This window comes from Aminobacter sp. BE322 (genome assembly GCF_050433525.1).
GTDB lineage: Bacteria > Pseudomonadota > Alphaproteobacteria > Rhizobiales > Rhizobiaceae > Aminobacter.
On record NZ_JBNPXB010000002.1, the window covers coordinates 407,342 to 422,283 of the forward strand.

The following is a 14,942-nucleotide window of genomic DNA, read 5'->3' on the forward strand; positions in this document are numbered from 1 at the left end:
AGTCCTCACGGGATCGCAGCAGCAAGTCGCTCAGACTTGGCTATGCGCTGGATAGGCCCGGCTTTGGCTGAAAGATTGATCACGCTGAAGCGGCCAGGCAACTGCATCATGCTGCAGATCAAACGTCTTTCGGGCCAATATCCACGACGAGGCCATGCCATTGTGAAGTGGAAACTCCAGCATCGGGCCAACCCGCGCAGATGGGTGTATGAACATCCTTACCGGATCGGCCATTCCCGCCTGGACTATCTCGAAGCCCATGGCCGATGAGAAGAGCACTTTCAGCCCTTCGCTCGACATGCGCCAAAAATCATTGGGCGTCTCGTGGATGGGGAATGAATGCGGTACGGCGTGCAATGTCAATCCGCCTGGTTTGAGGACCTTGTTGATTTGCGCTGCAAGCAACCACGGACAAGAAAGATGTTCGATCACCGCTAGGGAGAAGACGCCGTCGATGGTCCCCGGTGCAATTACATCACTCAGGAAATGGGCGTCACCAACTATATCAACGCCGGGGGCCTCGTGAATATCAAGCCCAATAAATTTGCATTCAGGTTCGAATTTTTTGGCATTCAATCTTGATGTTGGACTTACAGTGCGTGCGCCTATTTCGAGTACGGTCCCTCGTACTTGTTTCATTTCCGAAGTGAACTGCTCAATAGGATAACCGTGGTCACCCGCATGTGCGTTCATCGGATGATCCGGGCTCAACTCGGTTACATCCAACTCAACAATCCCATGGATGGTTTGCACCTCCAGCGTAACCGGACGAAATGGACTGCAAGGGAGATAGATTGCAAATCCGCAGAGGGTAGAGGCAAGCATGGGAAAAAACGGCTGCAGGTCAGGTCGATCAAAGAGGATGTCTGCCGTGGCGCGGTGCGGCCCGCTTCTCAGATGGACGGCCGTCGGGGCTTTGCTGTAAGCGTGCGCCCAGCCTTTTACAAATACGCCGTGCACATCACACCAAATCGCATCGATCATATGGACCGCTTGCGCTGCCGGTGCTGAGCCAAGTGTGCTCATTTGCTGCTCACTAGATCTCTATTTTGCGAATTCTTGCATGTGACCAAATTCTGTAGCACATGTCGAGGCCCTGTATATGGTAATGCAGACTTGATTGTTACCCGCTGTAATCATAAAAAACTCAGGTCGGGGGCGGCACATGGCAATCATTACAGTTGCGGCGATAATCCCATTGTACAATGGTGACCGTTTCATCCGCGAGGCGCTGGAAAGTGTCTTTAGTCAATCTGAGCCGCCGGACGAGATCATTGTTGTTGATGATGGTTCAACCGACGATGGCGTGAAAATTGTCGAGGAAATATCCAAGACTCATCCCATAGTTCTTCTACGAAAAGCAAATGGAGGGCAATCATCTGCCCGCAATCTTGCTGCCGAGAACTGCCGGAGCAGCCATATCGCCCTGCTGGACCAAGACGACAGCTGGTATCCTGAGCACCTTGCACTTCTCAAGCGGCCATTCGACGGAGCGTCGCCTGATGATAGACTGGCAGTTGTGTATGGGAACCTGGATCATGTCGACGCAAATGGTCTGATGGTTGCGCACAGTTGCCTAGACTTTTTCTCCTCCAAGCATCCCAAGACGACGCTGGAGCAGTGCATTGGACAAGACATGTTTGTCCTGCCAGGAGCCTCGCTAGTCGATCGTAAAGCCTTTTTTGAAGCTGGACGTTTTGACGAAAGGCTGTCTGGGTATGAAGATGATGACCTCTTTCTGAGGATCTTCCGTAAAGGCTATCGCAGTGCCTATGTAAACAAACCTGTAACAAAATGGCGGATTCACGGTGAATCAACTTCTTACAGCATGAGAATGGCTGTCTCTCGGATGATATATTATCGTAAGCTCAAGGAGATGTTTCCGAACGACCCCCGCCTAAACAAGCACTGGGTCAGGGATTTTATCGCGCCCAGGTTCTTTCGCTCAACCATCCATGACTTCATTAGCGGATCCCGCCTCAGGGACGTTCAGCGCATGGAGCGCAATTGGGCTGACATTCAAGAGATTGCTGCGGAACTCCCGCGCCGGCATCGCAAGCGAATTCTCCGGGTCGCTCCAATCGTGAATCTGACTTATCGTGGGCGGTTCACCAACATCGCTCGGCTCATGGTTAGATATGCGGCATCGACGCGCAAGTAAAAGGGGTTGTACGGCGCGCTTTCGGCAGGTCGCTCAGGCCTCTTCACGCACCTAGCCCCCTCCCGCGCCAGCCCTAGTCACGCAGGGTGGCCTCGATCATGCGCCGGGCGCTGTGCTCGTCGGTGATCAGCACCGTCGGATTGTAGCCGGAAGCTGTGCGGCAATGGCCGTCCAGTGACGATCTCGCGTCCAGAAGCCATCTGTCAGAGTTTCACACCGACGGCCGCTAGCGCTGATCGCAGCGCCTGTACGTCGCCGCTGAAAACATGTCCCTTCATCCCGAAATCTACGGCCGCCTTGATGTTGTCGGCGCGGTCGTCGATGAAGAAGCACTGCGCGGGGGTCAGCGAGAATTTCTCGCAGGTACGCGCATAGATTTCCGGATCTGGTTTCACGGCGCCCAGTTCGAAGGAAAGGGCCAGGCCGTCGAAGTCTTCGAGTACCGGCACGACGCCGGCCTTGCGGATCCGGTGGAACGTCTCGTTGATGTTCGACAGGAGATACACATGGTAGCCCTCGTCGATGAGGCTGCGTGCCAGCTCATGCACTTCGGGCAGTGGGCTGCCGAGCGTATGCCATTCCCGGACAAGCTTGGTCGCATCGGCCTGAAACTCCGGAGCAAGATCGTGCAGGATGTTCCGAAGTGCCACATCCTGAGATATCTCGCCGCGGTCCATGGCGACCCAATGTTTGCCGTCGATGATCTCGAACAGCACCTGCTGCTCGGCAGGCTCCTTGCGGAGGGCGGCCACGAACTTTCTCGGGTTCCATTCGTACAGGACGGCACCGAAATCGAAGAGGATTGTGTCAATCGGCATGGGAAAGCGGGCCTTTGCGGTTCTTGGTGGAAGTCTGGGAGGAGGAAAGGAACCCGCCGCCGACGGGGTCATATCGAATGGTTTCTGCGTAGCTCGCGAGCGAGGGGTGCCCGCCTTCGCAGAGCACGCTGATAGCGCCGGACAAGATATCGTTCGTGCACCGAAGCCGTCCGAAGGGCACTCCGTTTCGGCGCATGAAGACCCCGCCCCGAGCGTCGTATCTTGCAAGCTGATAGGTGGTTCCGTCGGTGAACCGAAAATGCAGTCCGCCGTCATGTTCGACGGTCAGCGATAGAATGTCGCCGCCGCGATAGTCCTTGAACAGGAATGGCTCGCCGGCGTGAAATTCGCCGGAAACGCCCGGCATCGCATCGAGATAGACTTTGTTGGCGACATTGCCGCCTTGCTCGTCCATGTAGATGTGCGGCGCCGGCGAGCCGCAAAAGTGCGGCCAGCGAAATACGATGTGCCAATGCGGCGGGAAATCCGGGTGATGGGGGTTGTTCGTTTCGAACCCTAGCAGGAGCATGTATCCGAGTCGGTTCTCGTTGAGATATCGCCCAAGCCCGGAGAAACGGAGGACCTCGCGCGTCGCGAAACAGTAATGCAGCGCCGCATCGATTTGCGTGGCCGGCCATGGCGTTCCGGCATAGTGCGCGCCAACCCTGTGGATGTCGTTTTGCTCGACGCGCAGCGTGATGCCGGGTTCGGAAAGCACCGTGTGAACGTTCAGCGACTTCGTGCGCCCATATAGGCCGCTCACATCCACTTCGAACTGAAGCTTGGACCGTCCGGCCTCTTTCGAACCGACGAAGATGATGTTCTGGAGTTCGCAGCGAACTGCCGCGACATCGAAGTCTTCCGGCGCGTCGATGGCGATCCGGGCAAGGCAGGCATCCTTGAGTTCCGGATGCTCCAGGAAGATGACGATTTCCAATTCCGTCTCGAAGAAGAATTCAGGGCCGTCCATCAGTCGGCATGGGAAATCGGCATCCACGGCGACGTTTGGCAGTCCCGTCAGCCCTGGCTGCGCCTTGACGAGCCGGAGAGCCGTTTGCCGGTTGCGCCCGGATGAAAATGCGACGTCCATTCTCAGAAAAGCCTTTCGCCCGTGCCGGGGTTGAAGAGAAGGACCCTGGATCGCGGCAGATAGACCTGCGCGCGCGCTCCCAATTGGGACTGCTTCGAAGGGTGGGTGCGGAAAAACAGCAGTTCTTCGGCATGACGGATGCCGACGATGCGCTCTGGCCCGAGCAGTTCGTCGGACACGATCTCTCCGGCAATAGCGACGTCGTCGTCGCGACATCGTTCGAGCGACACGTCCTCGGGCCGGATACCGAGCGTGATGCGCTCCCGTCGGCCATCAGTCGAGCCATTGCCTGCCTTCTCGCGAAGCCAGCTTGGGAGGATGTCTTCGGCGCTCTTGGTCGACAGTTCCACCGACAGCAGGTTCATCGGTGGCGAGCCGATGAAGGACGCGACGAAGGTATTCGCAGGGCTCGAGTAGATTTCGGACGGGCTGCCAACCTGCTGGATCTTGCCGTCCTTCATGACCACGATCCGGTTGGCCATGGTCATGGCCTCGGTCTGATCGTGGGTCACATAGATCGTCGTCGTGCCAAGCTCTCGGTGAAGGGAGGTGATCTCGTTGCGCATTTGGATGCGCAGCTTTGCATCGAGATTGGACAGCGGCTCGTCCATGAGGATCAAGGGGGCATGACGCACGATCGCCCGAGCGAGCGCCACGCGCTGTCGCTGTCCTCCGGACAAGGCGCCCGGAACACGCTCCAGCAAGGCACCCAGGTTCACGCGCTCGGCGGCTTCCTTGACGCGGTCTCGAATTTCGGGTTTCGGAACACCGCGAACCTTCAGCCCATATCCAATGTTCTGCGCGACCGTCATATGCGGGAACAGGGCATAGTCCTGGAAGACCATGGTGAGGTTTCGATCCTTGGCGTCGACCTCGTTGACCACCCGACCGTCGATCAGAAGGCGGCCGCCGCTTACGTCCTCCAGCCCGGCGACCATGCGCAGCAGGGTCGACTTGCCGCAACCCGAGGGACCCAGGAAGACGACGAATTCTCCGTCGGCGATCTCGAGATCGAACCCATGGACCGCGGTGTAGATCGACCCGTAGGTCTTCGTGACGCTCTCGAAATTCAAGCGTGGCATTGCTGTGTTCCCCCCGTGATTGCTATTTCAGGCCGCTTGCCGAGCGCGCGCCGATCAGGCGATCGGCAAGCACCGCGTAGATGACGACCGTCGGAGCCGCAGCCACGACCACGGCGGCAAACATTCCTGCCCAATTGCCGGTCGTGTTCATCGAGTTGATGGTCGCCTGCAGCCAGATGCCGATCGGCCGCATTTCGTTGGTGTTGGCGAAGATCAGGGCCAGCAGGTATTCGTTCCACAGGCCAATGAAGTTCAGGATCGTGAGCGTGAAGATCGCAGGCTTCACGAACGGCAGCATGATTTCCCAAAACACCCGGAATGGACCCGCACCTTCGAGCATCGCGGCTTCTTCGTACGACGAAGGGATGGTTCGGAAGTAGCTCGTGAGGAAATAGACGTTAAATGGCACGTGTGTGGCGGTGTAGAGGACGATCAGAACGAGGCGGGACTCCGCGATGCCGAGCCGCGTAACCGTCTGGAAGATCGACAAGGTGATGATGATCGTCGGAATTCCCATGCACAGAACCAGCAGCGTTTCGACCGCTCGGTTTCCGTTTCCCGGAAAGCGCGCGAGTGCATAGGCAGCAGGTGCGCTCACCAGGATCGTCAGGATGCAGGACGGCACCACGTAGCCCAGCGTGTTGGCGATGTTCCAGAGACCGCCGTCGATGCCCAGAATGTCCCGATAGTTCTTGAGCGTCAGATTGAACGCCATCAGATTTCCGGTGAAGATGTCCCGCGTCGGCGAGAACGATGCCAGAACGACCCAGGCGACGAGCGTGAGCACGAAGAGGGAGTACACCGACAACAGAAGGTAGGTCGGCACATTGGCCAGCCGCGGCGGCACCGGATGCGCGACCCGCCTAGAAATGATGTTCTGCATCGCGGATCACCCAATGGTTCAAGACGAAGATCGCCAATGCGGCCGCGAGGAGAACGACCGTCGAGGCGGCGCCAACGCCGACATTGACTGTTGCATCCAGTTCCGTCCCGAAGATCTGATCGTAGGTGAACAGCATGGGGGTGATCGTGGTGACGCTGGTGAAGATGAGGGGGAAAATGAGGTAGTTGATCGTTGCGATCGAAAAGATCAGCAGGATGGATTTCGTTTCGCTCCTGACGAGCGGCAAAGTGATGTCGAACAGCCGCGACAGCCGGTTGGCCCCCTCGATCCGGGCGGCTTCATAGAGTGACGGCGGCACCTTCTTGAGAGCGGCGATGTACATCAGCGTAAACTGGCCGATGGACGCGAATATCCCCGCAATGACCATTGCCAGAAATATGTGATCGGGCGAGGTCCAGCGGAATCGAGAGATCGCCTCGAAGGGAAACAATCCCGCCACGGTCGAGAACAGGCCGAACTTCGGGTTGTAGACGAACAGCAGCCAGATGTAGCCCAGGGCCAGCACCGAAATTACCTGCGGCAGATAGATGATCGTCGTGAATATCCGCCGGAAGCGGATGTTCGACGTCAGCGCGCTTGCGAGCAGGAAGGCGATGCCGATGGTGAAGACACCCGAAATCAGCCAAATCTCGGCAATGTTGACCAGCGACTGCCGGTAGAGACGGATCGAGAACAGGTCCACGTAGTTCTGCAATCCGACAAAACGCCAATCGTCCACGGGCGCCGTCAACGAAGGCACGTCGTACAGGCTCATCGCCAATGCCCGGATACTGGGATAGACCAGAATGGCCCCGACAAGCGTCAGGGCGGGGGCCATCAGAAGCCATGCTGTCGAGCGCGCTCGTTTCATCATTTCCCCGTTGCGTGCAAGGTGGGACCCGCCGGGCGTGCCTCATCGCGCAGCGCCTCCTGCGGCGCCTCTGCAACGAATGCCATGGTGCGCCCCTCAAACAGAACAGAGATTGCCCGAGATGCACTGGTTCAGGCTATCGGGGCCGTACAGTGACATACGAGCTGCTTCGCGTATCCGCCGACATGGCTGCCCTGATCGACGCCGGCGGCAGCGAGGCCGAGATTGCGAAAGCAGCAATTCTTGGCGGGATGGTGCCGATGCACGAGCATGCGATGTCGCTCGTCAGCGACAACATCACGACCATAGACGAAGTCTCGCGGGTCTTGGACTATGGTGGGGACTAGCAATGCCGACGTTCCAGTATCGCGCATATTTGACCGACGGCAGCACTGAAACAGGCGTTCTCGAAGCCAGCTCGAAACAGGAGGCGGCTCGGACCCTCAGTAGGCAGGGGCGACGCACCTATCATCTCGAGCAAGCGCGCGCGGACCAAAGAACCGGGTCGGCGTTCTTCTTTCGCTTCGCCTGGGGGGCATCCCCAATCAGACCCGAGCGGCTCTTCGCCGATCTGTCGATGTTGCTCAATGCAGGCTTCACCATCGACCGGGCCGTGGCCGCCATTGCCGCGGGCGAGACCAGCGCAACGAGAAAATCGCAGCTGAGCTCGGTTCATGACCTGATTGCCCGTGGCCGTTCGTCAGCCGAAGCCTTCGCCACACTGCCTGGCTTATCGCCTACGACGATAGCCTTGATCGCGAGCGGAGAGCGCAGCGGCAGACTTGCGGCCGTTTGTGAACGACTGACAGCGTCCTATTCGACCACGGCAAAACGTAAGGCCGCAATCATCGAAGCCCTTACCTATCCGCTCTTCCTGCTGTTCGTGATGTGCGGAGCATTGTTCGTTCTGGCGACCGTTCTGGTTCCGGCATTGGAACCGATTTTTGAGGGGGCAGGTACGGCAAAGCCAGCCGCCATGTCGATGCTGGCCAACCTTCGCCGGATTATCCTGGACTATCCGGCGGTCTTTCCGATGACCGGATTGTTGTGCATTAGCGCCTACGTGGCCTTCTCGCGGTCGAATTCGGTCCGCGCCCTCGGGGCAAATCTCGTTGTGAGGACCCCTCTGATCGGCACCCTGATCATACGGGCCTCTGTTGCCCGCTACCTCGAAGTTCTGTCGCTTCTGCTGGCAAATGGGGTGACCATGATCGAGGCGCTCAAGCTCTCCGGCAGCACCGCCAGGCTACCCATTTTGCGGCAGGTCTTCTCAGAGATCGGCGAGCGCATCGCGGCTGGCTCGAAGCTCAACGAGGCTCTTGCTGGCCACTCTGTTTTCGAGAAGACGACAGTGTCATTGGTCGCCATCGGCGAGGAAGCGAACGCGCTGCCGTCCGTGCTCGAGCGCGCTTCGCAAATGCTTCACACCCAAGTATCGGCACGGATCGATGGGTTGCTGAAACTCATGACGCCGGCCCTGACGATCTTGCTGGGACTCATGGTTGGCAGCCTGGTTGTGTCGGTGATGACGACAATTCTGAACATAAATGAGCTGGCTCTCCGATGACGGCCAGCGACGCAGGAGCTGCGGAGTTGCACGATGCGGCCGGCTTCACGCTGCTGGAGATGGTGGTCGCCCTGCTGATCCTCGCGCTCGTTGCGACCGCAGCCTTGCCAGCGCTTCAGACCAGATCGCGTGCGCCGAGTATCGATGCGATTTCCAGGGAACTGGTCGCCCGATTTCAGATGACGAGAACATTGGCGATCACGCGCGCCTCTGAGCAACGGGTGTCGCTTGTGCCCGCCAAGAACCAGGTGCGTTTCGGGGATGGGTCAACAATCGAAATTCCCCAAGGGGTGGAAATGACTGTCGTGACCGGGAAGACCACGATTCTGGCGGGTCAGGAAGCCGTGCTCACATTCTTGCCTAACGGGAGTACTTCAGGACTCGACCTCTATCTTCGGCGCGATCGCGAGCGCCTGCGCATCAGCGTCAACTGGTTGAGTGGTTTGCCTTCCCGAAGCTGGGACATCGAATGATGCGGACGCATGCACCCGGCGACGAAGGGTTCACCGTCCTGGAGATGATCGTCGCCTTCATGATCCTGGCCCTGGCGATGGGCTTGATCAGTCAGTCGATTGTACTCTCCCGTCGCGCAATTGTCGCAGCAGAGACCGAGCAGCGATCGATAAGAGAGCTGCGAGGCATCCTGGCGAAGTTGCAAGCTGGCGACGTTTCACTGGAGGCCGGTTCCGATGAATTCGGGGATATCTGGAAGATCGAGAGACGACTGCTCAATACCGATGGCACCGCACTGGTTGCGCTCAGGATCACGCGGAACGTCGGAGACGGCAGGCGTGGTCGGTCGGGCTTTGTCACCTTCATGCAAGCCGACCCCAGGGCCTCGCTCAAATGACGCGCAGATCATCGCGCCACTCCAGCTCTATGGCCCAGTGCCAAACAGGCGTTGAAGGCTTTGCCCTGGTCGACACGCTTGTTGCCTTGGCGCTGACTGGCGTGATTGCCTCGCTGATGATCGTCTTCCTCGGACAAGCTCGGTCAATCTTGAGGATCACCAAGGACAACGAAGCCCAGATCGAGGTCGACAATGCAGCGGCCTTCTTGGAAAACCTGATCGCTGCGGCTGAACCCTTTCCCCTGACGATATCGGACAATCGCGTTTTCCTGTCAGGTGATCGTGACCGCCTGCAGCTGGTTGGAATTCAGCCCACCGCTTTCGGCGCATCTGCACTGAGGCAGATCACGCTTGCCGTCCGACCCGACAACGATGGAGATTCAGAACGCGATTTGGTGCTGCAGCTTGTTCCAAGAAGGGCGGGCAACGCGCAGGAACAGCAAGGTGCCGAGACTGTCGAGTTGCTTTCGGGCCCCACCAATATCGCAATCGAGTACCTCGGCGCCGGACCGAGGTCGAAATGGGCAAACGAGTGGACGGTTCCAAGGCAGCTTCCTCTAGCCATTCGGTTCACCCTCTCGGTGAACAGGAGCGGCGCTGAATACAGAGCGACGGGATTTGCCCGTCTCGTGCTCGCATCTTCGTTGGACGTGCAACCGAACTGATGGAGGCTCTCAGCTCAGTTGCTGATATCCAGATCCTCGCCTGTGCCTCCCTCGCTGCCATCCCTGCCGAGGGTTCGAACCTTGACAGCGCTGCCATCGGCGCTGAGCTCGTACTGATAGGGTTTCCCCCAGGGGTCGTCCAAGCCGCCCGAACCTTTTAGATACGGACCGGTCCACCCAGTTGCGCCCTTCGGAGCGATCATCAGCGCCGACAGTCCCTCGTCGGTTGTGGGGTAGCGCGCGTTGTCGATGTAGTAGAGTTCGAGAGCGCTCTCGACGTTGCGGATCTGGGCCTTGGCGGCATTTGTCTTGGCTGAGCCGAGATAGCGCAGCACCTGTGGAGTGGCGAGGGTTGCGACGAGCGCGATGATCGCCAAAACCACGAGAAGCTCAACCAGGGTAAAGCCTTCGATGTTGGTCTTGTGTTGGCGCCGGCCTCGTCGCGTGAAGGCTGCCTCGGTTTTCACCATCCGGTCGGGTCCTCACTCCATAAAACAAAATTCTCGAGCGTCCAAACGCTAACCAGCCCTATGGCCAGGAATGGCCCATAAGGTATTCTGGTGCCCATGATCGACGAGCCGGTCGCGGCAAGCCTGAGGCCGGCAAACACAAGCGCGCTGGCGCTCGCCACAAACAGCAGGACGGGCAGGAGCAGCGGATTGATCCAGACGGCCGCGGCCGCGGCCATCTTTACATCGCCCATCCCCAGGCCTGTCGCACCTCTCAGCCGGCTGTGCGCCTCGCGCAACAGCCAGAACAGCAATCCAAACCCCGCAGCCGCCAGCAGGTGCTCTGGCAAATTGTCGGGGCGGGCTATCAGCAGAAAGCACGCGCCGGACAACCCCAATGCCAGGTTCAAGCCGTTGGGGATGACCATCCGGCGAAAGTCGACAACCGCGATGGCAGCCAACAAGCCTGCCAGAACCAGCGAAGCCGCGATGACCGCCCACCCGTCGCCGGCCATCAATATGCCAGCCTCTTCAGATCCTGCTCCGTTCTTGTCGCACCGCCGCGTCTCTTCTGGATAGGCGTCTTCAGACTGAGCATACCCCGGAACTCGTCCGTCACCGCCCGCGCCTCAGGAATGTTGCGGACCACGCGGGGTCGAATGAAAATAATCAGCTCGGTACGGGTGATGCTGTCGGTCTTGTTCTTGAAGGCGTTGCCGAGGATCGGAATGTCACCGAGCAACGGGACCTGGCCTCTCGAAACATTGTTCCGCTCCTGGATCAGCCCGCCCAAAGCGAGGCTTTCGCCGTCATTGACCAAAACCTTGGTGTCGATCTTGCGCTGCTGGATGGTCGGCGAATCTATGCCCGAGGTGGTTGTCTTGACGACGTTGCTGACCTCCTGGGAGATATCGAGCATGACCCGCCCGGCGTTGTTGATCCGCGGTGTAACCGAAAGGATGACGCCGGTGTCCTTCATCTGGACCGAGTTGACGATCGGCGCGTTGGGATTGGCGGTCCCGATCGCCTGCTGCGTGATGATCGGGACCTGGTCGCCGATCTGCAGGACGGCCTTCTGGTTGTTCAGGGCCATGAGCGTCGGCGCCGAAATGACGTTCACGTCGGTCACGCTCGAAAGCGCGTTGAGTGTCACCTGGATGTTGTCGGTGGCATAACTCCACGCAAAGCCTGGAAACGCCGCACCGGTGAAACCGCTTGCGACATCCGACAGCGAAACCTTGAAGCCGTTGTTTTCGAAGAACCAGCGCATACCGAACTTCAGTTCGTCGTTCAGCGCGACCTCCGCGATCACCGCTTCCAGCATGACCTGCGTCGGCAGCACATCCACGCGCGCCAGGATCTGTTCGATCCGCTCGTAGGTCCGCGCGGTCGACTGGATGAGCAGGGCGTTGTTTTCGACATCCGCCACGACCTTTGGGGCGGGCTCGCCATTGGGCGAAATCTCCATGCCGGACGACGGCCCTGTCAGCGGCAGCGGCGTAACGCCATCGGAGGCGAGCGCCACCGGGGTCATCTCCGGCGAAAGGCTGCTGCCACCCTCGATCGTTTTCTTGCCGCGCGAGGAGCCGAGCACGGCCGTGAGCACGTCCGCCAGTTCCTTCGCCGGCCGGTTCTGGATCTGATAGACGAAGAGTTGGTCTTCGTTGGTCTGGGCAAGCTTGTCGAGCTTGGCGATCCAGCTTGCTGCGCGGCTGAGATAGGCGGGCCGCGATGTGATCACCAGAACGGCATTGAGCCGCTCGTTGGGAATGAACTTGATGAGGTTGGCTCCGGGGCCGCCATTGGTGCCGAAGATCGACTCCAGCTCGGTGGCCACCGAGCTTGGTTTGGATGTCTTGAGGGGATGCAGCGCAACCGACATGCCGCGCATCCAGTCGACGTCGAAGACCGAAATGGCTTCCCGGATCGCGTTGAGGTCGGCGTTGTTGCCGGCGACCGTAATCAGGTTGCGCGTCGGGTCCACCCGAAGCACGGTCCCCTGACGCGTGATCGGCTCGAGGATGGTCTTCATCTCTTCGGCGGCGATGTATTGAAGCTCGATCACCTGCACTTTGACACCAGGCCCGGCAGGCGACATCGACGGCACGCTGACCGACGGCGTGCTGGAAAGCGTCTCGGAGAGCGGGACGACCTGAAACAGGCCACCACGCCGAACGATGCCGGCGCCGTTCACAGCAAGAGCCGATTCCAGGATGTCGACCAGGGCGTCCTGCGAGACGGGTTTCGAGGTCTGAAGCGTGACGGTTCCCTGGACACGGGGGTCGACGACGTAGTTGGCCTGCAGAGCATCTCCGAGGACCGCCTTGGCCGCATCCGCGACAGGTGCGTTCACGAGATTGAGTTCATATTGACCGGCGTTGTTGCCGGTCACCCGGGCGATCGGAGCGCCGTAGGAGACGAAGTTGCCGGAGCCCTTGTATTGAGCGCCGGAGAATCTTGCCGCCTGTCCGCCGGCGGAACTCAGCGACTGCGATTGTGGATTTGAGTTGCGCAGTGGTGAGTTTTTGGCACGGAGGCTATCAACTGTTTCGGAAAAGAAGTCGCCACCGGACGAAGAGCAGCCCGAGATCGCAAGAGCGCCGGATATTGCGAGTATTTTGTAATTCCTCATTCAGCGCAGCTCGATTCTTAGCATAATCAAGTCTATTCACTGGATGTTTCCATTGCGCGGTCTTGCATTCATCTAAGGCGCGATATCCACAACTGAGATTGAAGAAGAAGTCTTGCGATCTCGCGCTGATCGCCCCATCGCGGACAGCGCAATTTGTCTTGTGGACGTGCGACTGGGTCAGTTCCCCAGACGAGACTCCTGCCAGCGCGCTTCAAAATAATTTATTGCTTCCTTTCTTATTAGGCCGGCAGTGGTAAGAGCCCCGGCCTCCATAGCCCTACGCAGGCCTCCCTCGCTCGTCAGTTCGCGAAGCTTTACACCTATGTCTCCATGAATGTGCGAGACAAGGCGATCCAGCGCATCCGGTTGATGCTTGTCCGACAAATCCCCGGATGTCAGTATAATCTCTCTAAGATTTGGAAAAATTCTCTCTATTCTAAAGTACATATGGGACTTCTCAATTTTTTCCGGGCATTGACTCCCGAGTGCGTGAATCCAAAATCCGACATTAACAAACCATTGATTCCCAAACCCTTTTCCGAATCCTACAAGTGTAGATATCTCTTCGCCCTCCAAGCGCAGCACTTCACCCGCTTTCACAAATCCAACAGACAACAACGAGTCTTCGATACTCTTCCTGAACCTGCGCCGCTTCATCGCCACAGCCAGTCCTGTATACATGAACGGCGCTTTCCAAGCTGTTCTTGTCAGCCGCCGCCATATCGATATTGAATAAAACGAGACAATAGTGGTCCATATCTTAGTATAAGATGCAGACAATCAAACATCTTCCGCATCTGCCGTCCAACCCGAATCAATTCGCTCTATCAGCAGGGTATCATTCCAAATTCCACGGATCGGAAACGACCGTTGCTCACGGCTTAGTACATTAACCTTCCATTCGTTCTCCCCGTCCCAGAGCCACCAGACGCCAACCTTCTTGGTTTGGGGATCGACAACGCCTGCTCGAAAGGTCGGGAATTCTTTGGCCGCAGCGGGAACAATCTCGTTGGCCACAATTGACACAATCTGCTGTTTGATAGCTTCTCTCAGCGGGAAGAAGCAAATGAACACGGGCGATTCACTATGAATAAATTCGAATATATGCTTTTTATCTATGTAAATTTTGCCATATACACGCAGCAGCTCTCCATACCGTTTATTATTTTGAGTGTATTGTGCATATGCAAAGCCTTTTTTTGTTTTAATTTCAATTACGTCACCAATTCGTAGCTTTGTCATATTATTTAGAACCCTGGGTGGCCCGCCCGCTTTAGTATATCCACGCCATGCCTCAGCGCATTACCATAAACCGGATTCTGTTGCGCTACGCTATTGATATCGTTCATCAATGTACAATCGGGCGCACGTAGTGTTATATTATATTTCAACAGATTACGCTCGCTCAAAAATTAGTCCGGTCATTGCGTTAGATTCGTAAATCTCAATTAAATTTATAGATACAATCAACTCGTATTTGCATGCGTCTCGTTAACGCCATCGGTCCCCAGGATGCTCAGAGTCCGTTTGGAAAGTCAGGGATGGGCATTCCGGCGTAGGAGGTTGCCGCCCATGGCGACGAGGATCATGGCCTGGGAGACGTCAATCCGCTTCTCGTAGTCGCGGACGAGGCGGCGCCATCGGATCATCCATCCAAAGGTGCGCTCGACGACCCATCGGCGTGGCAGGACCTTGAAGCCCTGCTGGTTGTCACAGCGGCGGACGACCTCCACCACGAAGTCGAGATAGCTGGCCTTGTCCATGAGCTTGAGCCGGTCATAGGCGCCATCGGCGAAGAGATGCTTCACCCAAGGCCAGCGTTTGCGGATGCCATCGAGGATCGTTTGCGCACCTGCGCTATCAGAGATGTCGGC

18 protein-coding genes are annotated in these 14,942 nt (G+C 57.9%); 6 read left to right on the plus strand and 12 right to left on the minus strand.

Features of this window, described 5'->3' with window-relative positions:
• Positions 1-30 precede the first annotated feature (30 nt).
• Positions 31-984, minus strand: coding sequence for a methyltransferase domain-containing protein (locus J2X50_RS05965; RefSeq protein WP_429092767.1), 954 nt, complete (start codon positions 982-984; stop codon positions 31-33).
• Positions 985-1,165: 181 nt separating this feature from the next.
• On the opposite strand from J2X50_RS05965, the gene J2X50_RS05970 reads away from it, so the two are divergent.
• Complete coding sequence (locus J2X50_RS05970; RefSeq protein ID WP_429092770.1) at positions 1,166-2,161, plus strand: glycosyltransferase family 2 protein; 996 nt, start codon at positions 1,166-1,168, stop codon at positions 2,159-2,161.
• A gap of 203 nt (positions 2,162-2,364) precedes the next feature.
• Here J2X50_RS05970 and J2X50_RS05975 read toward each other — a convergent pair whose 3' ends face one another.
• From J2X50_RS05975 to J2X50_RS05995, 5 genes are read right to left on the minus strand one after another with little or no spacing between them, the layout of a single operon-like run.
• Complete coding sequence (locus J2X50_RS05975; RefSeq protein ID WP_429092773.1) at positions 2,365-2,913, minus strand: HAD-IA family hydrolase; 549 nt, start codon at positions 2,911-2,913, stop codon at positions 2,365-2,367.
• Between the two features lie 55 nt (positions 2,914-2,968).
• Entirely contained in the window at positions 2,969-4,069 is a 1,101-nt protein-coding gene (locus J2X50_RS05980) for a hypothetical protein (RefSeq protein ID WP_429092775.1), read from the minus strand.
• Positions 4,070-4,071: 2 nt separating this feature from the next.
• Entirely contained in the window at positions 4,072-5,151 is a 1,080-nt protein-coding gene (locus tag J2X50_RS05985; protein ID WP_429092778.1) for an ABC transporter ATP-binding protein, read from the minus strand.
• A gap of 22 nt (positions 5,152-5,173) precedes the next feature.
• Positions 5,174-6,034 (minus strand): carbohydrate ABC transporter permease, encoded by an 861-nt coding sequence (locus tag J2X50_RS05990; RefSeq protein WP_429092780.1) that lies wholly within the window; start codon positions 6,032-6,034, stop codon positions 5,174-5,176.
• On the minus strand, positions 6,015-6,872 hold the full coding sequence (locus tag J2X50_RS05995; protein ID WP_429092783.1) for a carbohydrate ABC transporter permease: 858 nt from the start codon (positions 6,870-6,872) through the stop codon (positions 6,015-6,017). Before J2X50_RS05995 ends, J2X50_RS05990 begins: the two co-directional genes overlap by 20 nt.
• 185 nt (positions 6,873-7,057) lie before the next feature.
• On the opposite strand from J2X50_RS05995, the gene J2X50_RS06000 reads away from it, so the two are divergent.
• From J2X50_RS06000 to J2X50_RS06020, 5 genes are read left to right on the plus strand one after another with little or no spacing between them, the layout of a single operon-like run.
• On the plus strand, positions 7,058-7,252 hold the full coding sequence (locus J2X50_RS06000) for a hypothetical protein (protein ID WP_429092785.1): 195 nt from the start codon (positions 7,058-7,060) through the stop codon (positions 7,250-7,252).
• A gap of 2 nt (positions 7,253-7,254) precedes the next feature.
• The gene (locus tag J2X50_RS06005) at positions 7,255-8,472 is read left to right on the plus strand and encodes a type II secretion system F family protein (RefSeq protein WP_429092788.1); all 1,218 of its coding nucleotides are present in this window, start codon (positions 7,255-7,257) and stop codon (positions 8,470-8,472) included.
• On the plus strand, positions 8,469-8,945 hold the full coding sequence (locus tag J2X50_RS06010) for a GspH/FimT family pseudopilin (RefSeq protein WP_429092790.1): 477 nt from the start codon (positions 8,469-8,471) through the stop codon (positions 8,943-8,945). The genes J2X50_RS06005 and J2X50_RS06010 overlap by 4 nt, the downstream gene beginning before the upstream one ends.
• Positions 8,942-9,322, plus strand: a complete 381-nt coding sequence (locus J2X50_RS06015; RefSeq protein ID WP_429092793.1) for a PulJ/GspJ family protein — start codon at positions 8,942-8,944, stop codon at positions 9,320-9,322. The genes J2X50_RS06010 and J2X50_RS06015 overlap by 4 nt, the downstream gene beginning before the upstream one ends.
• Positions 9,319-9,987, plus strand: coding sequence for a PulJ/GspJ family protein (locus tag J2X50_RS06020; RefSeq protein ID WP_429092796.1), 669 nt, complete (start codon positions 9,319-9,321; stop codon positions 9,985-9,987). Before J2X50_RS06015 ends, J2X50_RS06020 begins: the two co-directional genes overlap by 4 nt.
• A 14-nt stretch (positions 9,988-10,001) precedes the next feature.
• Here J2X50_RS06020 and gspG read toward each other — a convergent pair whose 3' ends face one another.
• From gspG to J2X50_RS06050, 6 genes are all read right to left on the minus strand, one after another.
• Positions 10,002-10,457 carry a type II secretion system major pseudopilin GspG gene (gene gspG, locus J2X50_RS06025; RefSeq protein WP_429092799.1) on the minus strand — a complete coding sequence of 152 codons (456 nt, stop codon included), beginning with the start codon at positions 10,455-10,457 and terminating at the stop codon, positions 10,002-10,004.
• Positions 10,451-10,951: a prepilin peptidase gene (locus J2X50_RS06030; RefSeq protein ID WP_429092802.1), complete on the minus strand. Its 501-nt coding sequence runs from the start codon at positions 10,949-10,951 to the stop codon at positions 10,451-10,453. Before J2X50_RS06030 ends, gspG begins: the two co-directional genes overlap by 7 nt.
• Positions 10,951-13,068 (minus strand): type II secretion system secretin GspD, encoded by a 2,118-nt coding sequence (gene gspD, locus J2X50_RS06035; protein WP_429092805.1) that lies wholly within the window; start codon positions 13,066-13,068, stop codon positions 10,951-10,953. Before gspD ends, J2X50_RS06030 begins: the two co-directional genes overlap by 1 nt.
• Positions 13,069-13,245: 177 nt before the next feature.
• Positions 13,246-13,749 (minus strand): hypothetical protein, encoded by a 504-nt coding sequence (locus tag J2X50_RS06040; protein WP_429092808.1) that lies wholly within the window; start codon positions 13,747-13,749, stop codon positions 13,246-13,248.
• Positions 13,750-13,848: 99 nt separating this feature from the next.
• On the minus strand, positions 13,849-14,310 hold the full coding sequence (locus tag J2X50_RS06045) for a hypothetical protein (protein WP_429092811.1): 462 nt from the start codon (positions 14,308-14,310) through the stop codon (positions 13,849-13,851).
• A gap of 293 nt (positions 14,311-14,603) precedes the next feature.
• Positions 14,604-14,942, minus strand: a 339-nt coding sequence (locus J2X50_RS06050; RefSeq protein WP_429092814.1) for a transposase, incomplete at its 5' end; no start/stop codon positions are given.

Excerpts from the sequence above, each read along its gene's own strand:
- gspG (WP_429092799.1), bottom strand. The coding sequence starts at position 10,457 with ATGGTGAAAACCGAGGCAGCCTTCACGCGACGAGGCCGGCGCCAACAC.
- J2X50_RS05990 (WP_429092780.1), bottom strand. The coding sequence starts at position 6,034 with ATGCAGAACATCATTTCTAGGCGGGTCGCGCATCCGGTGCCGCCGCGG.
- J2X50_RS05995 (WP_429092783.1), bottom strand. The coding sequence starts at position 6,872 with ATGGCCCCCGCCCTGACGCTTGTCGGGGCCATTCTGGTCTATCCCAGT.
- J2X50_RS05965 (WP_429092767.1), bottom strand. The coding sequence starts at position 984 with ATGATCGATGCGATTTGGTGTGATGTGCACGGCGTATTTGTAAAAGGC.
- J2X50_RS05985 (WP_429092778.1), bottom strand. The coding sequence starts at position 5,151 with ATGCCACGCTTGAATTTCGAGAGCGTCACGAAGACCTACGGGTCGATC.
- J2X50_RS06020 (WP_429092796.1), top strand. The coding sequence starts at position 9,319 with ATGACGCGCAGATCATCGCGCCACTCCAGCTCTATGGCCCAGTGCCAA.
- J2X50_RS06015 (WP_429092793.1), top strand. The coding sequence starts at position 8,942 with ATGATGCGGACGCATGCACCCGGCGACGAAGGGTTCACCGTCCTGGAG.
- J2X50_RS06045 (WP_429092811.1), bottom strand. The coding sequence starts at position 14,310 with ATGACAAAGCTACGAATTGGTGACGTAATTGAAATTAAAACAAAAAAA.
- J2X50_RS06040 (WP_429092808.1), bottom strand. The coding sequence starts at position 13,749 with ATGTATACAGGACTGGCTGTGGCGATGAAGCGGCGCAGGTTCAGGAAG.
- J2X50_RS06030 (WP_429092802.1), bottom strand. The coding sequence starts at position 10,951 with ATGGCCGGCGACGGGTGGGCGGTCATCGCGGCTTCGCTGGTTCTGGCA.
- J2X50_RS05970 (WP_429092770.1), top strand. The coding sequence starts at position 1,166 with ATGGCAATCATTACAGTTGCGGCGATAATCCCATTGTACAATGGTGAC.
- J2X50_RS06005 (WP_429092788.1), top strand. The coding sequence starts at position 7,255 with ATGCCGACGTTCCAGTATCGCGCATATTTGACCGACGGCAGCACTGAA.
- J2X50_RS06010 (WP_429092790.1), top strand. The coding sequence starts at position 8,469 with ATGACGGCCAGCGACGCAGGAGCTGCGGAGTTGCACGATGCGGCCGGC.
- J2X50_RS05980 (WP_429092775.1), bottom strand. The coding sequence starts at position 4,069 with ATGGACGTCGCATTTTCATCCGGGCGCAACCGGCAAACGGCTCTCCGG.
- gspD (WP_429092805.1), bottom strand. The coding sequence starts at position 13,068 with ATGAGGAATTACAAAATACTCGCAATATCCGGCGCTCTTGCGATCTCG.